This window comes from Flavobacterium aestivum, from assembly GCF_026870175.2.
Lineage (GTDB): Bacteria > Bacteroidota > Bacteroidia > Flavobacteriales > Flavobacteriaceae > Flavobacterium > Flavobacterium aestivum.
Genome location: NZ_CP113977.2, coordinates 1,311,605 through 1,327,574 on the forward strand (window position 1 = coordinate 1,311,605; position 15,970 = coordinate 1,327,574).

The window sequence follows — 15,970 nt, forward strand, 5'->3', positions numbered from 1 at the left end:
CGAAAGTAGTAAAAAAAGTTGTTTTGAATCCGTTTTTTAGAATGAATACTTAGAAAAAAAGGACACAAAAAAACCGCCAATCTTTCGAAGGGCGGTTGTTCTATTTTATTCCTTGATAATATTTCCTTTTTTATCATAGAAATGATATTCTAAATACGTGTAAGCGTCACGTGGTATGATTTTTACCCATTTTTTATGTTCAAAAAACCATTTTGAACGTATTGATGGAAAACCTTTGCTGAGGTATGCAGCCACAAATGGATGTACATTAAGTACCACCTTTTTATGGATTTTTAAAACTCTTTCCAGTTCTGAAGCAATCTTATCAATGATTAAAATTGGCGCTTCAATTTCGCCATTTTCATTGTTTGGATCTTCTTCTCTTGTTTTTATGTTGACTTCTGGTCTTACTCTTTGTCTGGTAATTTGGACTAGCCCAAATTTACTCGGTGGTAAGATTTTGTGTTTCGCTTTATCATCGCTCATTTCTTCTCTTAAGAAATCGAACAAAACTTTACGATTTTCGGGATTAGACATGTCGATAAAATCTATTACGATTATTCCGCCCATATCACGAAGACGAAGTTGTCTTGCTATTTCGGCGGCAGCAATCATATTCACTTCCATGGCAGTGTCCTCTTGGTTGGTAGCTTTATTAGAACGGTTTCCGCTATTTACGTCTATAACGTGTAAAGCTTCAGTATGTTCGATAATAAGGTAAGCTCCCTTACTCATAGAAACTGTTTTGCCAAATGAAGTTTTGATTTGTCTCTCTATATTGTATTTCTCGAAAATTGGAGTGTCTTTCGACTGATAGAACTTAACAATTGATTGTTTGGATGGTGCAATCTCTTGCAAATAATCCTTAGTTTGGTTGTACAACTCTTCGTCATCAATTTGAATACCACTAAAGGTATCATTAAATACATCTCTTAATATTGAAGAAGCTCTGTTGAGTTCTCCTAATACTTTGGATGGATGATGAGCAGTTGGTAATTTTTTACACATTGCAGTCCATCTGCTAAGCAGGTTCTGCAAATCTTTTTCTAATTCTTCTGTATTTTTGCCTTCGGCTACTGTACGTACAATAACACCAAATCCTTTTGGTTTGATGGATTGCACAAGACGTTTCAAACGTTCCTTTTCTTTTTTGTCTTCTATTTTTTGTGAAATAGAAACTCTGTCAGAAAACGGAACCAAAACAATAAATCTTCCTGCAAGAGAAAGCTCAGCGCTAATTCTTGGACCTTTGGTAGATATTGGTTCTTTGACGACTTGCACCAAAACAGATTGATTGGCGCTTATTACATCAGTAATAGTACCATCTTTATCTATTTCTTTTTCAAACTGAAAGTTTTTTAGGGAGAAATCTTTTATTTTACCTGCGCTTACAAGTTTTATGAATTTCAGTTGGGAAGCTAAGTTAGGACCTAAATCGTGATAATGTAAAAAAGCATCTTTTTCGAAGCCTACATTTACAAAAGCAGCATTAAGTCCAGCAACGGGTTTTCTTATTTTGGCAATAAAAATATCACCTACTTGAAAGTTGCTTTTTTCTTCTTCTTTGTGTAATTCAATTAGTTTTCCATCTTTTAATAAGGCAAAATCTACGAAATCAGAACTAGATCGAATGATTAATTCTTTATTCATTTGTAAATTTTTATCCGAACAATTGAGTTGTCGGTTGCTGGTTGTTGGTTGTTGGAAATCTCCATCAACTTTCAACTTTCAACCATCAACTTTTCAGTAAGGATGGATTAAACAATAATTTAACAGGTATTGTACCCGGGAGGGATTTTAGACTGCAGATTTAAGATTTTAGACTGCAATTTTAGACTGCCGTCTGATAACTGAATTCTGCGTACTGTTTTCCCAAATTTCAATGAACTTAAAAAAGAAAAAAGTAGTTTAAAACTACTTTTTCTTTTTGTGACGGTTAGCTCTCGCTCTTTTTTTACGTTTGTGAGTCGCTACCTTATGTCTCTTTCTTTTTTTACCACTTGGCATATCTTATAGATTTTATGATTAATTAATAGTGTTATTTTGCTTCGTTGTTAATCTTTACTCCTTCTACAAATACTTTTGCAGGTTTGAAAGCAGGAATGTTGTGTGCAGGAATTTTAATTGTGGTATTTTTAGAAATATTTCTTCCTGTTTTTTCAGCTCTAGTTTTTACTATAAAGCTTCCAAAACCTCTTAAGTAAACATTGTCACCAGTTTCAAGTGAGTTCTTTACTTCGTTCATAAAAGTCTCAACTGTTGCTTGAACATCTCCTTTTTCTAGACCTAATTTTTCTGAAATTTTCGCTACGATATCTGCTTTCGTCATTTTCTTTCCTTTTTATTATGTTGTAATAATTTTTTTGAGTTTGCAAATATATGAATTTAAAAAAGAATTAATCAACCTAATTCGTTAAAATTTAATTACATAAACAATTACTTTTGTTTTTTAATATTTTACAATGAATTTTTATAACACACTAAATAAGTGGTACTTACGAAACAAAAGAGAGCTACCTTGGCGAAATACTACCGATCCTTATGCCATTTGGCTCTCCGAAATCATGCTACAACAGACTAGAGTTGTGCAAGGATTACCTTATTTTTTGTCTTTTACTACAACTTTTCCAACAGTTTTTGATCTGGCAAACGCGAGCGAAGAGCAAGTTTTAAAACTTTGGCAAGGTCTTGGCTACTATTCTCGAGCTCGGAATTTGCATAAAACTGCCCAAATTGTAGCTTTTGAAATGTCAGGAAAATTTCCGGATAATTATATCGACTTATTAAAATTAAAAGGAGTTGGAGAATACACCGCTGCAGCAATTGCATCTTTCTCTTATAATGAATGTGTTCCCGTTGTAGACGGAAATGTATTTAGGGTTTTGTCACGCTATTTTGATTTGGAAACCGATATTGCTCAAGCTTCTGCTAAAAAAGAATTTGCTGCTTTGGCTTTTGAGCTTATACCAAAAGATAATCCGGCACAATTTAATCAAGCCATCATGGAGTTTGGTGCGCTGCAATGCGTTCCCAAAAGTCCCAATTGTTCTATATGTGTATTCAATAATAGTTGTGCTGCTTTGCAAAAAAACAAAGTGGATCAATTGCCTGTAAAATCAAAGAAACTCAAAGTTAGAAATCGTTACTTTAATTATATAGTAGTCGAAGATGATTTGCAGAATACCATTATTCAGAAACGCACCGCCAAAGGAATTTGGCACAATTTATATGAATTTCCATTAATTGAAACCAATAAGGAAGAAGATTTTGATTGTATTTCAATGCATATTCAAAATGGCTTTTTTCAGAAAAATGAGATTGTGAGTTTGTTGGAGTACAATACCGAAAGTATTATCCATAAACTCTCACACCAACATTTGTATATCAAGTTTTGGAAAGTCAGTCTAAAAGGAGCAGTCGAAAACGGAAAGGACTTAGAAATCATTAAGACTTTTCCGTTTCCTATAGTGATTCATGATTTTATAGAAGAGAAGCTGTAAAGGCATTTTGAAGAAGTTCTCGATGGTCAGCTTTATCTATTATAATATGAGTCATTGCGAGGTACGAAGCAATCTCATTCACTATATTCATCACGATGGTTCAGTTTGCTTGCTCTTACTAGTAAGATTGCTTCGTACTTCGTAATGATTTTGTGTGTTTGCTAATGATAAATTAAAATGAAACCGTATTGCTTGTTAAGTAGGATATTTCTATCTTTCAAACTTAAAAACACTTCGCCTTGAAAAAAATAATTCTCCTATTAAGTTTGCATTGTGGGTTACTGACATTTGCGCAGACTAATCCTTTAATTGTTTCAGCAAATGTTGTTTTGCCAAAAGACACTTTGATTGCTAAACAATTGGTAAAATCATTAAATGGCTTTTTGGGTCAAAAGGAAAGTCCTAACAAAGAAAATGTTTTTGTTTTAAAAGAAGACTTGCTTGAAACCTCAATCCTTCTTGATGAAATGAAAGGAATCGAGAAAAGCGGGAAATACAAAGACAATAACTTCTATAAAGGTTATTTGACTAATGTGGTACAAATTGACAAGAGTAATTTCATTATACAGTTCTCTTATATAGGAGTAAACGAAAATATCCCTATTCTGGGTGCTAGTTTTGAAGTTTTGGCAAAATATATGGATGATAAATTCTATTTCTTGTCACCTTTACAACGCAACACTCTTTCTTGGCAAACCAAAAAAATAGGAAATTGCACCTTTCACTACAAAACTAATTTGAACACAAAAGTCGCTGGCGAGTATGTAAAGTATGTGGCTCTTTTTGATAAAAAGTTAGAGGCTCCACAAGATAATATAGTGTGGTATGGCTGTAATGATTTGCCAGACGTTTTGCAAAACATTGGGGTTTTGTATAAACTAGAATACAATGGCCGTTCCGTAAGTACTTTTAATGCCAATGAAAACAAAACTACTTTGTTGGTTAATGGTACTTATAATACAAGTTTTAATGGTTTTGATCCGCATGATTTATGGCACGAAAGAGCAAGAAATGCTATTCCAAGAAATATGATTAACAAGCCGGTTGATGAAGGCTGTGCATATCTTTATGGGGGAAGTTGGGGAATAAGTTGGTCGAAAATCTTGAAAATGTTCAAAGAAAAAGTGGCTTCTAATCCTAATACAGATTGGCTTGCTTTGTTTAATGGAAAGCAATTGAATTTTGGAGAAAGTATGGAAAAGCATTTAATGGCAGATTATGCTGTAAATGCATTGATAGTTGAGAAAATAGAAAAGGAAAAGGGTTTTACAGCGGTCAAAGAATTACTTAGTTGTGGCAAATATGAGAAAGGGAATGAAAATTATTTTAAAGTACTAGAGAAATTAACGGGTATCAGTAAATCTAATTTTAATGAAAATGTTTGGGCTTTGATTAAAAAAAGCGGGAAGTAGTTACGTTTACTGCTTAAGGTAGTTTAGTGCTGTTCATAGGTGTAATTATTTATGGAAATCCAATAAAAATAGTTTTCAAAAATAATGTACCTTTGATAGAAATACCACTAAATCATGAACGGAACATTAAATAAAGTAATGCTTATAGGCTATCTGGGAGATGATGTTAAAATGCATTATTTTGATGGAGGCAATTGCATCGGAAGATTTCAATTGGCAACAAATGAAGTATACGTCAATAAAACCACCAACGAAAAAATCACTTCTACAGAGTGGCATAATCTCGTAGTACGCAATAAAGCTGCAGAAATTTGCGAAAAATATCTTTCGAAAGGAGATAAGATATATGTAGAAGGACGAATAAAATCAAGACAATGGCAAGCCGAAGACGGCTCTGTCAAACATACTGTAGAGATTCAAGTGACAGAATTTACATTTTTGACAACAAAAAAAGAAGCTGAAAGCAATAAAGCATCAGATCCTTCGGGAACTGCAAAAAATACTAACTTTGACGCTCAAAATAAAGACTTGCCGATCAATGATCTGCCGTTTTAATTGTTTAACTAATTTATTATAATTTGGACCCAGAGCCCAGTTTAGAGATTACGTCCCTTATAGATGTCAATATAGTTTTTGGCTTTATAGGCATAATTATATTGTTATTTTGCTCTGCAATAGTTTCCGGGGCCGAAGTAGCGTTGTTCTCTTTGTCGCAAAAAGATATCGATGAAACGATTCAGGATAATGCATCAAAAGGGAAAATCATTTCTCAGCTTTTAGAAAAACCAAAAAAATTACTCGCCACATTACTTGTTGCTAATAATTTTATCAATATAGGTGTGGTAATCTTGTTTTCATCTGTAGGGAAGGATTTGTTTGCAGCGGTAAATTCTCCAGTTTTAAAGTTTATTTTAGAAGTAATTTTGGTGACTTTTTTATTGTTGCTTTTTGGCGAAGTATTACCAAAAGTATATGCCAGTAGAAACAATGTGAAATTTGTCAAGTTGATTGCTTATCCAATTTCGGGATTAGACAAAATATTATCGCCAGTAAGTTTGCCCATGCGCTCTGCAACAATTTATTTGCAAAACAAATTAGGAAAGCAAAAAACCAATTTCTCTGTTGATCAATTATCGCAAGCATTAGAATTGACTGCCACAGATGAAACCTCAACAGAAGAACAAAAAATTCTGGAAGGAATTGTCTCTTTTGGAAATACAGATACTAAGCAAGTAATGAGTCCGAGAATTGATGTTTTTGCCTTAGAGATAACAGAAACATTTGAGACTATTTGTCCTAAAATAATAGAAAAAGGATTTTCTAGAATTCCAATTTACCGAGACAACATAGATCAAATAGAAGGAATCTTATTTGTCAAGGATTTATTGCCATATATTAATAGTAAGGAATTCGATTGGACTACCTTGATACGAGAGCCTTTTTTCGTTCCGGAAAATAAAAAGCTAGATAATTTGCTCAAAGATTTCCAGAGTATGAAAAGCCATTTGGCGATTGTGGTTGATGAGTATGGAGGAACTTCAGGATTGGTTTCACTAGAAGATGTTATCGAGGAGATTGTGGGTGACATCAGTGATGAGTTTGATGACGAACCTGTTAATTATTCTCAAATAGACGATAAAAATTATATTTTTGAGGGCAAAATAAATCTTAAGGATTTCTACAGGATTATTGAGGTTGATGAGGATTTATTCGAAGAAAAAAAGGGAGAAGCAGAGACGTTGGCTGGGTTTATTCTTGAAATTTTGGGTGGTTTCCCCAAAAAAGGACAAAAAATAACTTTTGAAAACTGCCTATTTATCATTGAATCTGTAGATCAAAAACGTATTAAACAAATAAAAGTAACGATTGAATAAAATTAAAATGCTTAAAAAAACGACTGTAATAGTTCTATTTTCTATATTATTTTTTGCTGTGTTTGGATGTAAAAATGATGTATTACCCAAACCATCTAGTTATTTGCGTCTGGATTATCCGGAAGCAGAGTATGTAGATTTTAAGGGAAATTGCCCTTTTGCTTTTGAAATGAATTCTAAAGCAATCATCAAAGAAGATAAAGATTGTGGGTTTTCCATCAGCTACCCTAAGATGAAAGCAACTATTTATCTAACCTATAAACCAGTAAATAATAATATTAAAAAATTATTGAAAGACGCTCAAAAATTGACTTACGAGCATGTTATTAAAGCTGATGATATTTTAGAACAGCCTTTTATAAATCCAAATAATAAGGTGTACGGAATGTTTTATCAAGTAGATGGAAACGCGGCAACTAACTCCCAGTTTTATGTTACTGATAGTATTAAGCATTTTGTAACAGGTTCGGTTTATTTCTATGCAAAACCTAATTTTGATTCTATTATGCCAGCTGCTAGTTATATCAAAAATGATATGCAACGCCTTATGGAAACCATGAAGTGGAAGTAATTCCCAGTTCAGAAATATATAATAAAAAAAAGCATTCGTTTTTAGCGAATGCTTTTTTTTATAGGATCAGTCAGCTTATGACTTCATGTTCGAAACTTTGTATGTTTTTCCGTCTCCTGTAGCCTGAACGACTTTAGTTAAACTTTCTGGAGTTTGTACTGTTTTATCAAAAGTAACAGTAGCTAGTTTTTTGTCAAAATCTACTTTGGCGGTTTGTACACCATCTAGGTTTGTTAATTCTTCTTGGATTGTTTTGGCACAACCAATAGCGCAAGTCATTCCTTCGATAGTGAAACTTGCCGTTTGAAGATTGGCAGGAGCGATTTCTTTTTTGATTTTTGGTGTAGCCGTTTCAGTTGAAGCCGTTTCAGAATTTGCTTTGTTGTCTTTACAGCTTGCAAAAATCAGACTTGAAAGCGCGATAATTGCGATTGATTTTGTAAAATTCATTATGATAGTATTTTAGTGATTTTTTATTTCTTGTAATGTGTTGCAAAATTAATAAAAAAAGAACCTGTAGTTTCTAAAATTATTACATTTTTGCATCAAAATAGCGTTTATGATGTCAAAGCATTTAAAGTGGGTTTATTTGATGATTCTTTCCTTAATTTGGGGGAGTTCATTTATATTGATAAAAAAGGGGTTAATTGGTTTGACTGCTTTTCAGTTGGGGTCTTTGCGAATTATTTTTGCGGCTCTTTTTTTGCTTATTATCGGGTTTAAGAGTTTGATAAAAATACCAAAGCAGCAATGGAAATTTGTTGCATTGACTTCATTATTCGGGACATTTATTCCGGCTTATCTTTTTGCGATTGCCGAAACAGAAATTGATAGTTCTATTACGGCAATTTTAAATTCTCTGACGCCACTAAATACATTGATTTTAGGAGCTGCGTTTTTTGGAATCACTTTTAGAAGAAGTCAAATTTTAGGAGTTGTTATAGGTCTTTTAGGGAGTTTGCTTTTGGTTTTTAACGGGGCGGCTAACCATCCGGAGCAAAACTATTATTATGCAATTTTAGTGCTAATTGCCTCTATTTGTTATGCCGTGAATGTAAATCTGATAAAAAGATTTTTACCTGATCTAAGCCCGTTGAGTATTACAGCAGGAAATTTTGCTGTATTGTTGGTGCCAGCTTCTTTAACTTTATTTTTTACTGGATTTTTTGATGTGATTCATGTTGTAGAGGTACAGCATTCTCTTTTGTATATATTAGTTTTAGGAGTAGTAGGTACTGGAATTGCAAATATTATTTTCTTTAGACTAATTCAAATTTCATCACCGGTTTTTGCAACATCGGTTACGTATTTAATCCCGATTGTCGCTTTCTTTTGGGGATTGTTAGATCATGAAATGCTTACGTTTGTTCAGTTTATAGGAGCTCTAATAATTTTGGTAGGGGTTTATTTGTCAGCTAAGAAATAATATTCAGTTGTTGGTTTTAGCTTTTAGTTGAACCTGAGGGAAGAGATGATTTTATTAAGGCTAAAGAATGTTAACCCTAAATGATTTTTATTTTTATACAAAAAAAGACTGTCGATTGTGACAGTCTTTTTGATGTAAGGGAAGTTTTAATTATTGAAAATCGGTATCTTTTACACCTTCATTAATTGTGATTTCAGACATTTTGATATTCAATTCAATGCCTACATTTTGTATGATAGTATATGGTACTTTTACGCTTTTTACTTCTTTGTAATCGGCAAAATTAGTTGTTACAGTCATAGTTTGTCCGCTTTGTTCTATTATTTTAGACTCGGCTAGTTTTAGCCCTGTTTTGGTATCGTAGAAATAAGTGTTTTTTCCGTTTTTGATAGCAAAAGCATCGTTCCCATTGATTGCTTCAATTCGGTCAATGGTTAGAGCAGAGTTTTTCAACATTAGGATTTCTTCAAATGGGGTTGCTGATGCTTTCATTTCGGCTAATTCTGCACCTTCAAAGTCTTTACGTTGTCCTTGTTGTATGGCATAAGCTCCTTTTTGATTGATTACTTGTTTCATTATGCTCATTGGCCCCATGGCAATTTCTACCAATGCATTTCCTTTAGTGTCCATTTTTGAAATATATGTTAATGGACTTGGGGCTTGCGGGATGTTCGTTGATCCCGTCATTGCAATAGATTTTACCGCCAAAACTGCTTTTTCTCCACCAATTGCATTGATGTAATTTTCAAATACATTTTTGGCTGTGATTCCTGCAGGGATTTCTTTTTTCAAAACTGGTTTTTCTAAAGGGGTACCATATTTATCAAAATAGAACATAGGGATTTTTAGTTTTTCTAATCCTGGAGCAATCTCAGAACCTTTTCCGGTAATTACAATTCGCATATTGTCTAGCAGAAAGTATTTATTGGCTACACGTAATACATCGTCTGTGGTTACGGCATTAATAGTCTGAATGTATTTTTCGTAAAAATCAGCAGGGAGCTTTTCTGTTTCTATGTTTAATGCATATCGAGCTACGGTTTGGGGTTTTTCTACTTGCATCACAAATCTTCCAATATAGCCCGCTTTTACAGTCGCAAGAACTTCATCGGTTACTTTTTCGGTTCTTATTCTTTTTATTTCTTTGATGAATTCTACGACAGCACTATCAGTAACGGCATTTCTTACTGCAGATTTGGCAAAGAATTTAGAAGTGTATTTTCCAGCACCTACGTTTGATCTTGCTCCGTATGTCCAAGCATGTTTCTCACGTAAATTCATATTCAAATAACTGTTAAAATCTCCACCCAGAATTTGATTTGCAATTACAGCAGGGAAAAAATCTGGATCACTCATTTTTAAATTCACGGTGTTGACCAATGCTATTTCGGATTGAACCGCATTAGGTACATCAATTAAATTGATTTGTAAATTAGAAACATTTACCGGAGCATCATATGACGTTTTTGGAGTGCTTCTTTTCTCCCAACCACCAAATAATTTCTCTACAGCTGCTTTTACATTGTTGTATTTTACGTCTCCAATAATTATTAAATAAGCATTTTCTGGAACGAAATAATTGTGATAATTCGTTTCTACATCGGCGAGAGTTATATTGTTTAATGTAGATTCAGTCATAAACTCTCCAGAAGGATGGCTTTTGCCAAATGCCAATGCATCAACAACTCTATTGGCAATTGCTGGAACGCTTTTTTCTTCGGCTTTCATCCCTTCGATTAATTTGGCTTTTTCCTTGTCAAATTCTTCTTGGGTAAAATTAGGGTTTAATGCGCCTTCGGTCATCAGTTCTAAAACTCTTCCACTAAATTTAGAAAGTGAGTTTGCGGTGGCTCCGCGTGAGCTAAAATCGATGTCGGCTCCTAAGAAGTCGATTTCTTCGTTGAAAGCTACTTTGGTTGTTTTTTTACTTCCGTTACCAATTAAATTACTGGTAAGTTTGTCTACTCCCTTTTTGTTACCTTCTGCAAATGGAGCATTGTCTAGGGTTAAGTTGAATGAGACTCTTGGTAATTTATGATTTTCTACAACCAATACTTTCATGCCATTGGTCAGAACAAAAGTTTGTGGTTTTTTGATATTTATTACGGGTGATTTACCGGGTTTAGGTTGTGTGCGATCTTGTGCTTGCATGGTTCCTGTTAACAATAAAAGGATGAATACTATACTTGTTTTTTTCATGATATCTGTTTATCTAGTTAATAGGTTTTGCCTTGGCAGGTATATAATCTAAAAGTAAACGTTGGTTTGGATTTAGGTATTTTTTTGCAACCTCTCTTATTTCTTCACGGGTAATAGAATGGTATATTTCAATCTCAGTATTAATTAGGTTAACATCTTTATATAGCAAATAATAAGAGGCAAGGTTATTAGCAATTCCCTCTATTGTTGAATTGGTATCTACGAAGTTATTGTCAAACTTGTTTTGTAGTTTTTGATAGTCTTTTTCAGAAATCAAATCGGTTTGGATTTTTACGATTTCTTCGTCAATTTCTTTTAGTATATCTGTAGTGGTGAAGTTGCCCATTGGTAAACCATATACTATGTACATACCGTAATCTTCCTGGCTAAAACCAACTGCTCCAATTTGCAAAGCCATTTTTTTATCGTCTACCACTTTTTTGTATAATTTAGAACTTTTACCATCACTTAGGTAAGAAGAAATTAAGTCTAAAACTCTTGCATCTCTGCTTTTCATTGAAGGGGTGCGATAGGAAGCTACTAACATTGGAATTTGAATATTAGGATCTTCGTAGGTTGCTTTTATGGTCTGGGTAATAGGCTCTTCTACGTAGGTTTTTTTAGGAGTAACTTCACCTTTTGCAATTGGTCCAAAATATTTTTGAATCCATTCTTTGGCTTGTTTCTTTTCAAAATCTCCTGCTACAACCAAAACGGCGTTATTAGGCAAATAAAACTTTTTGTTGAAGGCTTGGAATTCTTCTAGAGTCGCGGCATCTAAATCTTTCATGGAGCCAATGGTAGTCCAGCGATATGGGTGATTTTTGAACATGTTCACTTTTACAGCAGCAAGGATATTTCCGTAGGGTCTGTTATCGTAGCTTGTTCTTTTTTCTTCTTTGACTACTTCGTTTTGTGTGTCAACTCCAATTTTATTGATTATTGGGTGCATTAATCTTTCGGATTCCATCCAAAGTCCCAATTCTAAATTGTTCGATGGAAATATCTCGTAATAATAAGTTCTGTCATCAGTAGTGTTGGCGTTATTAGTGCCTCCGTTTGAAGTAACAATTTTAAACCATTCACCTCTTTTGATGTTTTCGGTTCCTTCAAATAATAAGTGTTCAAAAAAGTGAGCGAAACCAGTACGATCCGGATTTTCGTCTTTTGCACCTACATGATACATGACAGATGTAATCACGACTGGAGCAGAAGCATCTTGGTGTAAGATAACATGCATACCATTATCTAAATCGTATTCTTCGAAGACTACTTTTTGAGCCGAAGCTACTCCGCCTAACATTAATGTTGCACCTAATATCATTATTGATTTTTTCATAAAGATTAATAATTTAATTTTCTATTAGTAATAGAGAATATATAGTTGTTACGTCAAAAATACCTTTTTTTGCGCTTTAAATGTAAGTAGATTCTACTTTGTTTGCTTTTTAATATTTTTTGTAAAAAATGTTAAATTGATGTGCTTGAAAATATGCTGTTTATAGTCTAAAAGTTAAGGGATTATTTTTTTAAATAAAGGATTGCAGGGTAAATATTTAATTGTATATTTGCAACCTTAAAAATTATTAAAACAATTCAGTATGTATGCAATCGTAGAGATAGCAGGGCAACAGTTTAAAGTAAGCAAAGACCTAAAGGTTTACGTTCACCGTTTAGCTAATGAAGAAGGATCAAAAGTTTCTTTTGATAAAGTTTATTTAGTAGACGATAACGGTTCAATCACAATAGGCGCCCCAGCTATAGAAGGTGCTTCAGTAGAAGCTAAAGTGTTACAACACTTAAAAGGAGATAAAGTTATCGTTTTCAAAAAGAAAAGAAGAAAAGGTTTCAAAAAGAGAAACGGTCACAGACAATATCTTTCTCAAATTGTAATTGAAGGTATTACTGTTGGAGGAGCTCCTAAAAAAGCAGCTTCTAAAAAAGCAGCAGTTGAAGCAACTACAGAAGAAGCGCCAGCTCCTAAAGTAAAAAAAGCTCCAAAAGCTAAAAAAGAAGATACACAAGAATAATAACAAAATAAACTAATACGCCATGGCTCATAAGAAAGGTGTCGGTAGTTCCAAGAATGGTAGAGAATCAGAATCAAAACGTTTAGGCGTTAAGATTTTTGGTGGTCAAGCTGCAATTGCTGGGAACATCATCGTAAGACAAAGAGGTTCAAAACATAACCCAGGAGAAAACGTTTACATTAGTAAAGATCACACTTTACATGCAAAAGTTGATGGAGTTGTTGTGTTCCAAAAGAAAAGAGATAATAAATCTTATGTTTCTATACTTCCATTCGAAGCATAATCATAAGAGTTATTAGACATTATTGCAAAACCCGTTTCGAAAGAAACGGGTTTTTTGTTTTAAGCCTAAATGTGATTATTAAATAATTGATTTTCTATGATTGTCTCCAACGGTTGAAACCGTTGGCTAAGCCTTGCTTCAAAATCGAAAATCACGGGCTTTTAGTCTCATAGGTTTCTAGATTGTAATATTCAGGAAGGGCTTGATTAGTTAGATGGGTTAAATGTAAATCCAACACTGAAAAACAATCTCACTTTGTCTATATTGTTTATCCATGAAGTATCAAAATGTATAGGTCCTAGGATGGATTGGTATGAGAGTGCTGCTCCTCCTGATAGTAAAAGACTGGTTTCTGTACCGCGATCCCAATTTCCTTTTGGAGAAAAAACATCGCCAATGTATTCGTTAAAGTTTTTAAAACCAACGGATGCAATGTTAAAATGTGGAGTTATGTAAATCTTGCCTAGCGGGTTTATTTGGGCTCCAAGTTTCATTGCCATAAATTGAGATGCATTGAGTTCGTCTTCGTGTAAGCCTGGAAAAGAAAAGCGGTTGCTTCCTGAGCTAGGTAGAATGCCTCCAAGGAAATATTTTGCAGCATAGCCATAATCTGAAAATGAAACATCGTCGTTATGGAGTTTGTCTTCAAATATAAAGTTGGCGTCAAAACCCATGATACAGGTGATTTTCTTTTTTAAGAGCATTCTTTTTTCAAATCCGAATCCTAATTTGGTGAACCCGTTTGTTTGACCAGAATAATCGGTTAATGTTACATCCGTAAAGGATATATTAGCATTACTAAGGAGCGAACGGTTTATGTTAGCTCTTAAAATCGTTCCGCTAGTTGCAAAAAAAGCTTTATCTATATCATTATATGAATAATGCACTTTTATTTCCATGTCTTCAAAGCTGTAGTTTTTAAGGGATATTACATTGGGATTTAAATAAGGATCATTTTTGGGCTTTACTTCTGTGTAGTTGTAGTTTAGACCAAGACCAATATAGCTTTTTAGGGAATTTAAATTTTTGTTGGCTTCATTGTTGAATTCGAAAGAATTATAAAGCATGTTGTCTGCTGATTTTCCATCGATGAAGAGCTCTTGTCTTAAAAAGGCGCCATAAAGTTCGGAACTCCACCACCAGTCTTTGTTTTTTCCGAAATTTTTCTGAAAATCGATTCTACCTTTTGGTTGTTCGGCTATATCGGCAGTAACGATAAAGCGAGAAGATGGAATGAGGATATTTCGTCCTGTGTAATTTAGAATTAGCCCCACGCCTCTATAGGTGTCATAGTGAAGGGATGCATTGAATAGGTTTTTAGAGTATTCAAATCCATTTAAGGTTAGTCCTATTTTGTTTTGTTCGGTTATGAAATAGCTGTAAGTGATTTGATGAAACAAATTAGTTCCCATGGCTCGATTAATGCCTTTAATCAAGTCTTTGGTGGTGTATTGTGCTTTTGGTTTGATGTTAGTTCGGGCAATTACAAGAGGGATGTTTTCCTTGCTTATATTTTTATAAATAATAGTATCGACAAAAAATTCATTGGCCATTTTAGGAAGCTCGTGCGTTCTTTGTTGGAAGCCATTTAGTTTCTTTGCTAATTCGACTAATGCGGGCAGGTTTTGAGTTGTGGCAATTTTACCATCTTTGTAAATTTCGTTGCTTTCATTAAAATCAGCAGTAGAGAATCTTAAGTTGGGTAAATGGTCCACCAGAATCGTACAGTTTTTTCGGTTCTCTGGATTTTTAATGTTGCTGGGAAACATACTGGTTTGCATTAATATGGTTATAAAATTATCCAGTTTGTCCTTGGGTTCCATTCCTCCGCCCACATCGCTGCCAATTATGATATCGGCTCCCATTTCTTTGGCAACATCAGTGGGGAAATTGTTCATAACGCCTCCATCGACCAAAAGGGTTTCCTCATACGGCATTGGTTTGAAAACTGCGGGTAAAGACATACTTGCTCTCATTGCGAATGCTAAACTTCCTTGACTGAGGATTATTTCTTTTCCATTTACAACGTCTGTGGCCATCGCTCTAAATGGAATCGAAAGGTTGTCAAAATCTTTGACATTGTACACTGGGAAAGTTAATTCAGAAAGATATTCCCTTAAATTTTGATCGTTTAATATAGAACTAAGATTAGTGGGTTTTCCGTCTTTTATTCCAATTCCGACTAAATATCTTTGAAATTCACTTTTTTCTTCTACCCCAACATTTTTTAGCGACATACCTCCGCCTAGTAACTTGTCCCAATCCATGCTTCTTGTGAGTTTTGCTATACTGTCGCCAGAATATCCCATAGCATACAAGCCTCCCATGATGCTTCCCATGCTGTTTCCTACTATAAGATCTGGTACAATATGTAAAGAATCTAATGCTTGTAAGAGTGGAATATGCGCTACCCCTTTGGCACCGCCACCACTCAATACTAATACGACTTTAGGTTTTTTGTCTTGTGCAAAATTAATTTGACTTACTGTAAAAAAAATAAATAAAAGGTAGAGGGGGAGATTTCTTTTCAAGGTTTCTTGTTTTAAGTTGGTTATTGAAGAGTAAAATCAGTTGGTTGTATCTAATAGTAAACACTAAGATATTGAAAATTATATTTTTAGAATATAAAAAGGGTGTTTAATTTAATGTCAATTTTTAGAAACAATTTTTAAATG

Annotated in this window: 14 protein-coding genes; 8 read left to right on the top strand and 6 right to left on the bottom strand. The window is 33.9% G+C overall.

Features of this window, described 5'->3' with window-relative positions; translation table 11 throughout:
* Positions 1-105: 105 nt before the first annotated feature.
* Positions 106-1,650 (bottom strand): Rne/Rng family ribonuclease, encoded by a 1,545-nt coding sequence (locus tag OZP08_RS05700; RefSeq protein WP_281323199.1) that lies wholly within the window; start codon positions 1,648-1,650, stop codon positions 106-108.
* Positions 1,651-2,038: 388 nt separating this feature from the next.
* Positions 2,039-2,329 carry an HU family DNA-binding protein gene (locus tag OZP08_RS05705; RefSeq protein ID WP_016989051.1) on the bottom strand — a complete coding sequence of 97 codons (291 nt, stop codon included), beginning with the start codon at positions 2,327-2,329 and terminating at the stop codon, positions 2,039-2,041.
* A 133-nt stretch (positions 2,330-2,462) separates the two neighbouring features.
* Between OZP08_RS05705 and mutY the strand changes: the two genes are divergently transcribed.
* The 5 genes from mutY to gldD all read left to right on the top strand — a co-directional run bounded on the left by mutY (position 2,463) and on the right by gldD (position 7,357).
* Positions 2,463-3,500, top strand: a complete 1,038-nt coding sequence (mutY, locus tag OZP08_RS05710) for an A/G-specific adenine glycosylase (RefSeq protein WP_268848704.1) — start codon at positions 2,463-2,465, stop codon at positions 3,498-3,500.
* A 239-nt stretch (positions 3,501-3,739) separates the two neighbouring features.
* Positions 3,740-4,912, top strand: coding sequence for a hypothetical protein (locus OZP08_RS05715; RefSeq protein ID WP_281323200.1), 1,173 nt, complete (start codon positions 3,740-3,742; stop codon positions 4,910-4,912).
* A 114-nt stretch (positions 4,913-5,026) separates the two neighbouring features.
* Positions 5,027-5,467, top strand: a complete 441-nt coding sequence (locus OZP08_RS05720) for a single-stranded DNA-binding protein (RefSeq protein WP_268848707.1) — start codon at positions 5,027-5,029, stop codon at positions 5,465-5,467.
* Positions 5,468-5,490: 23 nt separating this feature from the next.
* The gene (locus OZP08_RS05725) at positions 5,491-6,786 is read left to right on the top strand and encodes a gliding motility-associated protein GldE (RefSeq protein WP_281323201.1); all 1,296 of its coding nucleotides are present in this window, start codon (positions 5,491-5,493) and stop codon (positions 6,784-6,786) included.
* A gap of 7 nt (positions 6,787-6,793) precedes the next feature.
* A complete protein-coding gene (gldD, locus tag OZP08_RS05730) occupies positions 6,794-7,357 on the top strand; it encodes a gliding motility lipoprotein GldD (protein WP_281323202.1) in 564 nt (187 codons plus the stop codon).
* 75 nt (positions 7,358-7,432) lie between these two features.
* Here the strand turns inward: gldD and OZP08_RS05735 are convergent, their stop codons facing one another.
* Positions 7,433-7,807 (bottom strand): heavy-metal-associated domain-containing protein, encoded by a 375-nt coding sequence (locus OZP08_RS05735; RefSeq protein ID WP_281323203.1) that lies wholly within the window; start codon positions 7,805-7,807, stop codon positions 7,433-7,435.
* A 109-nt stretch (positions 7,808-7,916) separates the two neighbouring features.
* On the opposite strand from OZP08_RS05735, the gene OZP08_RS05740 reads away from it, so the two are divergent.
* A complete protein-coding gene (locus tag OZP08_RS05740; RefSeq protein WP_268848711.1) occupies positions 7,917-8,783 on the top strand; it encodes a DMT family transporter in 867 nt (288 codons plus the stop codon).
* 150 nt (positions 8,784-8,933) lie between these two features.
* Here the strand turns inward: OZP08_RS05740 and OZP08_RS05745 are convergent, their stop codons facing one another.
* The gene (locus OZP08_RS05745; RefSeq protein ID WP_281323204.1) at positions 8,934-10,982 is read right to left on the bottom strand and encodes a M16 family metallopeptidase; all 2,049 of its coding nucleotides are present in this window, start codon (positions 10,980-10,982) and stop codon (positions 8,934-8,936) included.
* Positions 10,983-10,995: 13 nt separating this feature from the next.
* Positions 10,996-12,321, bottom strand: a complete 1,326-nt coding sequence (locus tag OZP08_RS05750; protein ID WP_281323205.1) for a M16 family metallopeptidase — start codon at positions 12,319-12,321, stop codon at positions 10,996-10,998.
* Positions 12,322-12,583: 262 nt separating this feature from the next.
* Between OZP08_RS05750 and rplU the strand changes: the two genes are divergently transcribed.
* Together rplU and rpmA are read left to right on the top strand one after the other, a co-directional pair.
* A complete protein-coding gene (gene rplU / locus OZP08_RS05755) occupies positions 12,584-13,012 on the top strand; it encodes a 50S ribosomal protein L21 (RefSeq protein WP_268848712.1) in 429 nt (142 codons plus the stop codon).
* 22 nt (positions 13,013-13,034) lie between these two features.
* Positions 13,035-13,295 carry a 50S ribosomal protein L27 gene (gene rpmA / locus OZP08_RS05760; RefSeq protein WP_035634391.1) on the top strand — a complete coding sequence of 87 codons (261 nt, stop codon included), beginning with the start codon at positions 13,035-13,037 and terminating at the stop codon, positions 13,293-13,295.
* Positions 13,296-13,501: 206 nt separating this feature from the next.
* On the opposite strand, the gene OZP08_RS05765 is transcribed toward rpmA, so the two are convergent.
* Complete coding sequence (locus tag OZP08_RS05765) at positions 13,502-15,826, bottom strand: patatin-like phospholipase family protein (RefSeq protein ID WP_281323206.1); 2,325 nt, start codon at positions 15,824-15,826, stop codon at positions 13,502-13,504.
* Positions 15,827-15,970: the final 144 nt, after the last annotated feature.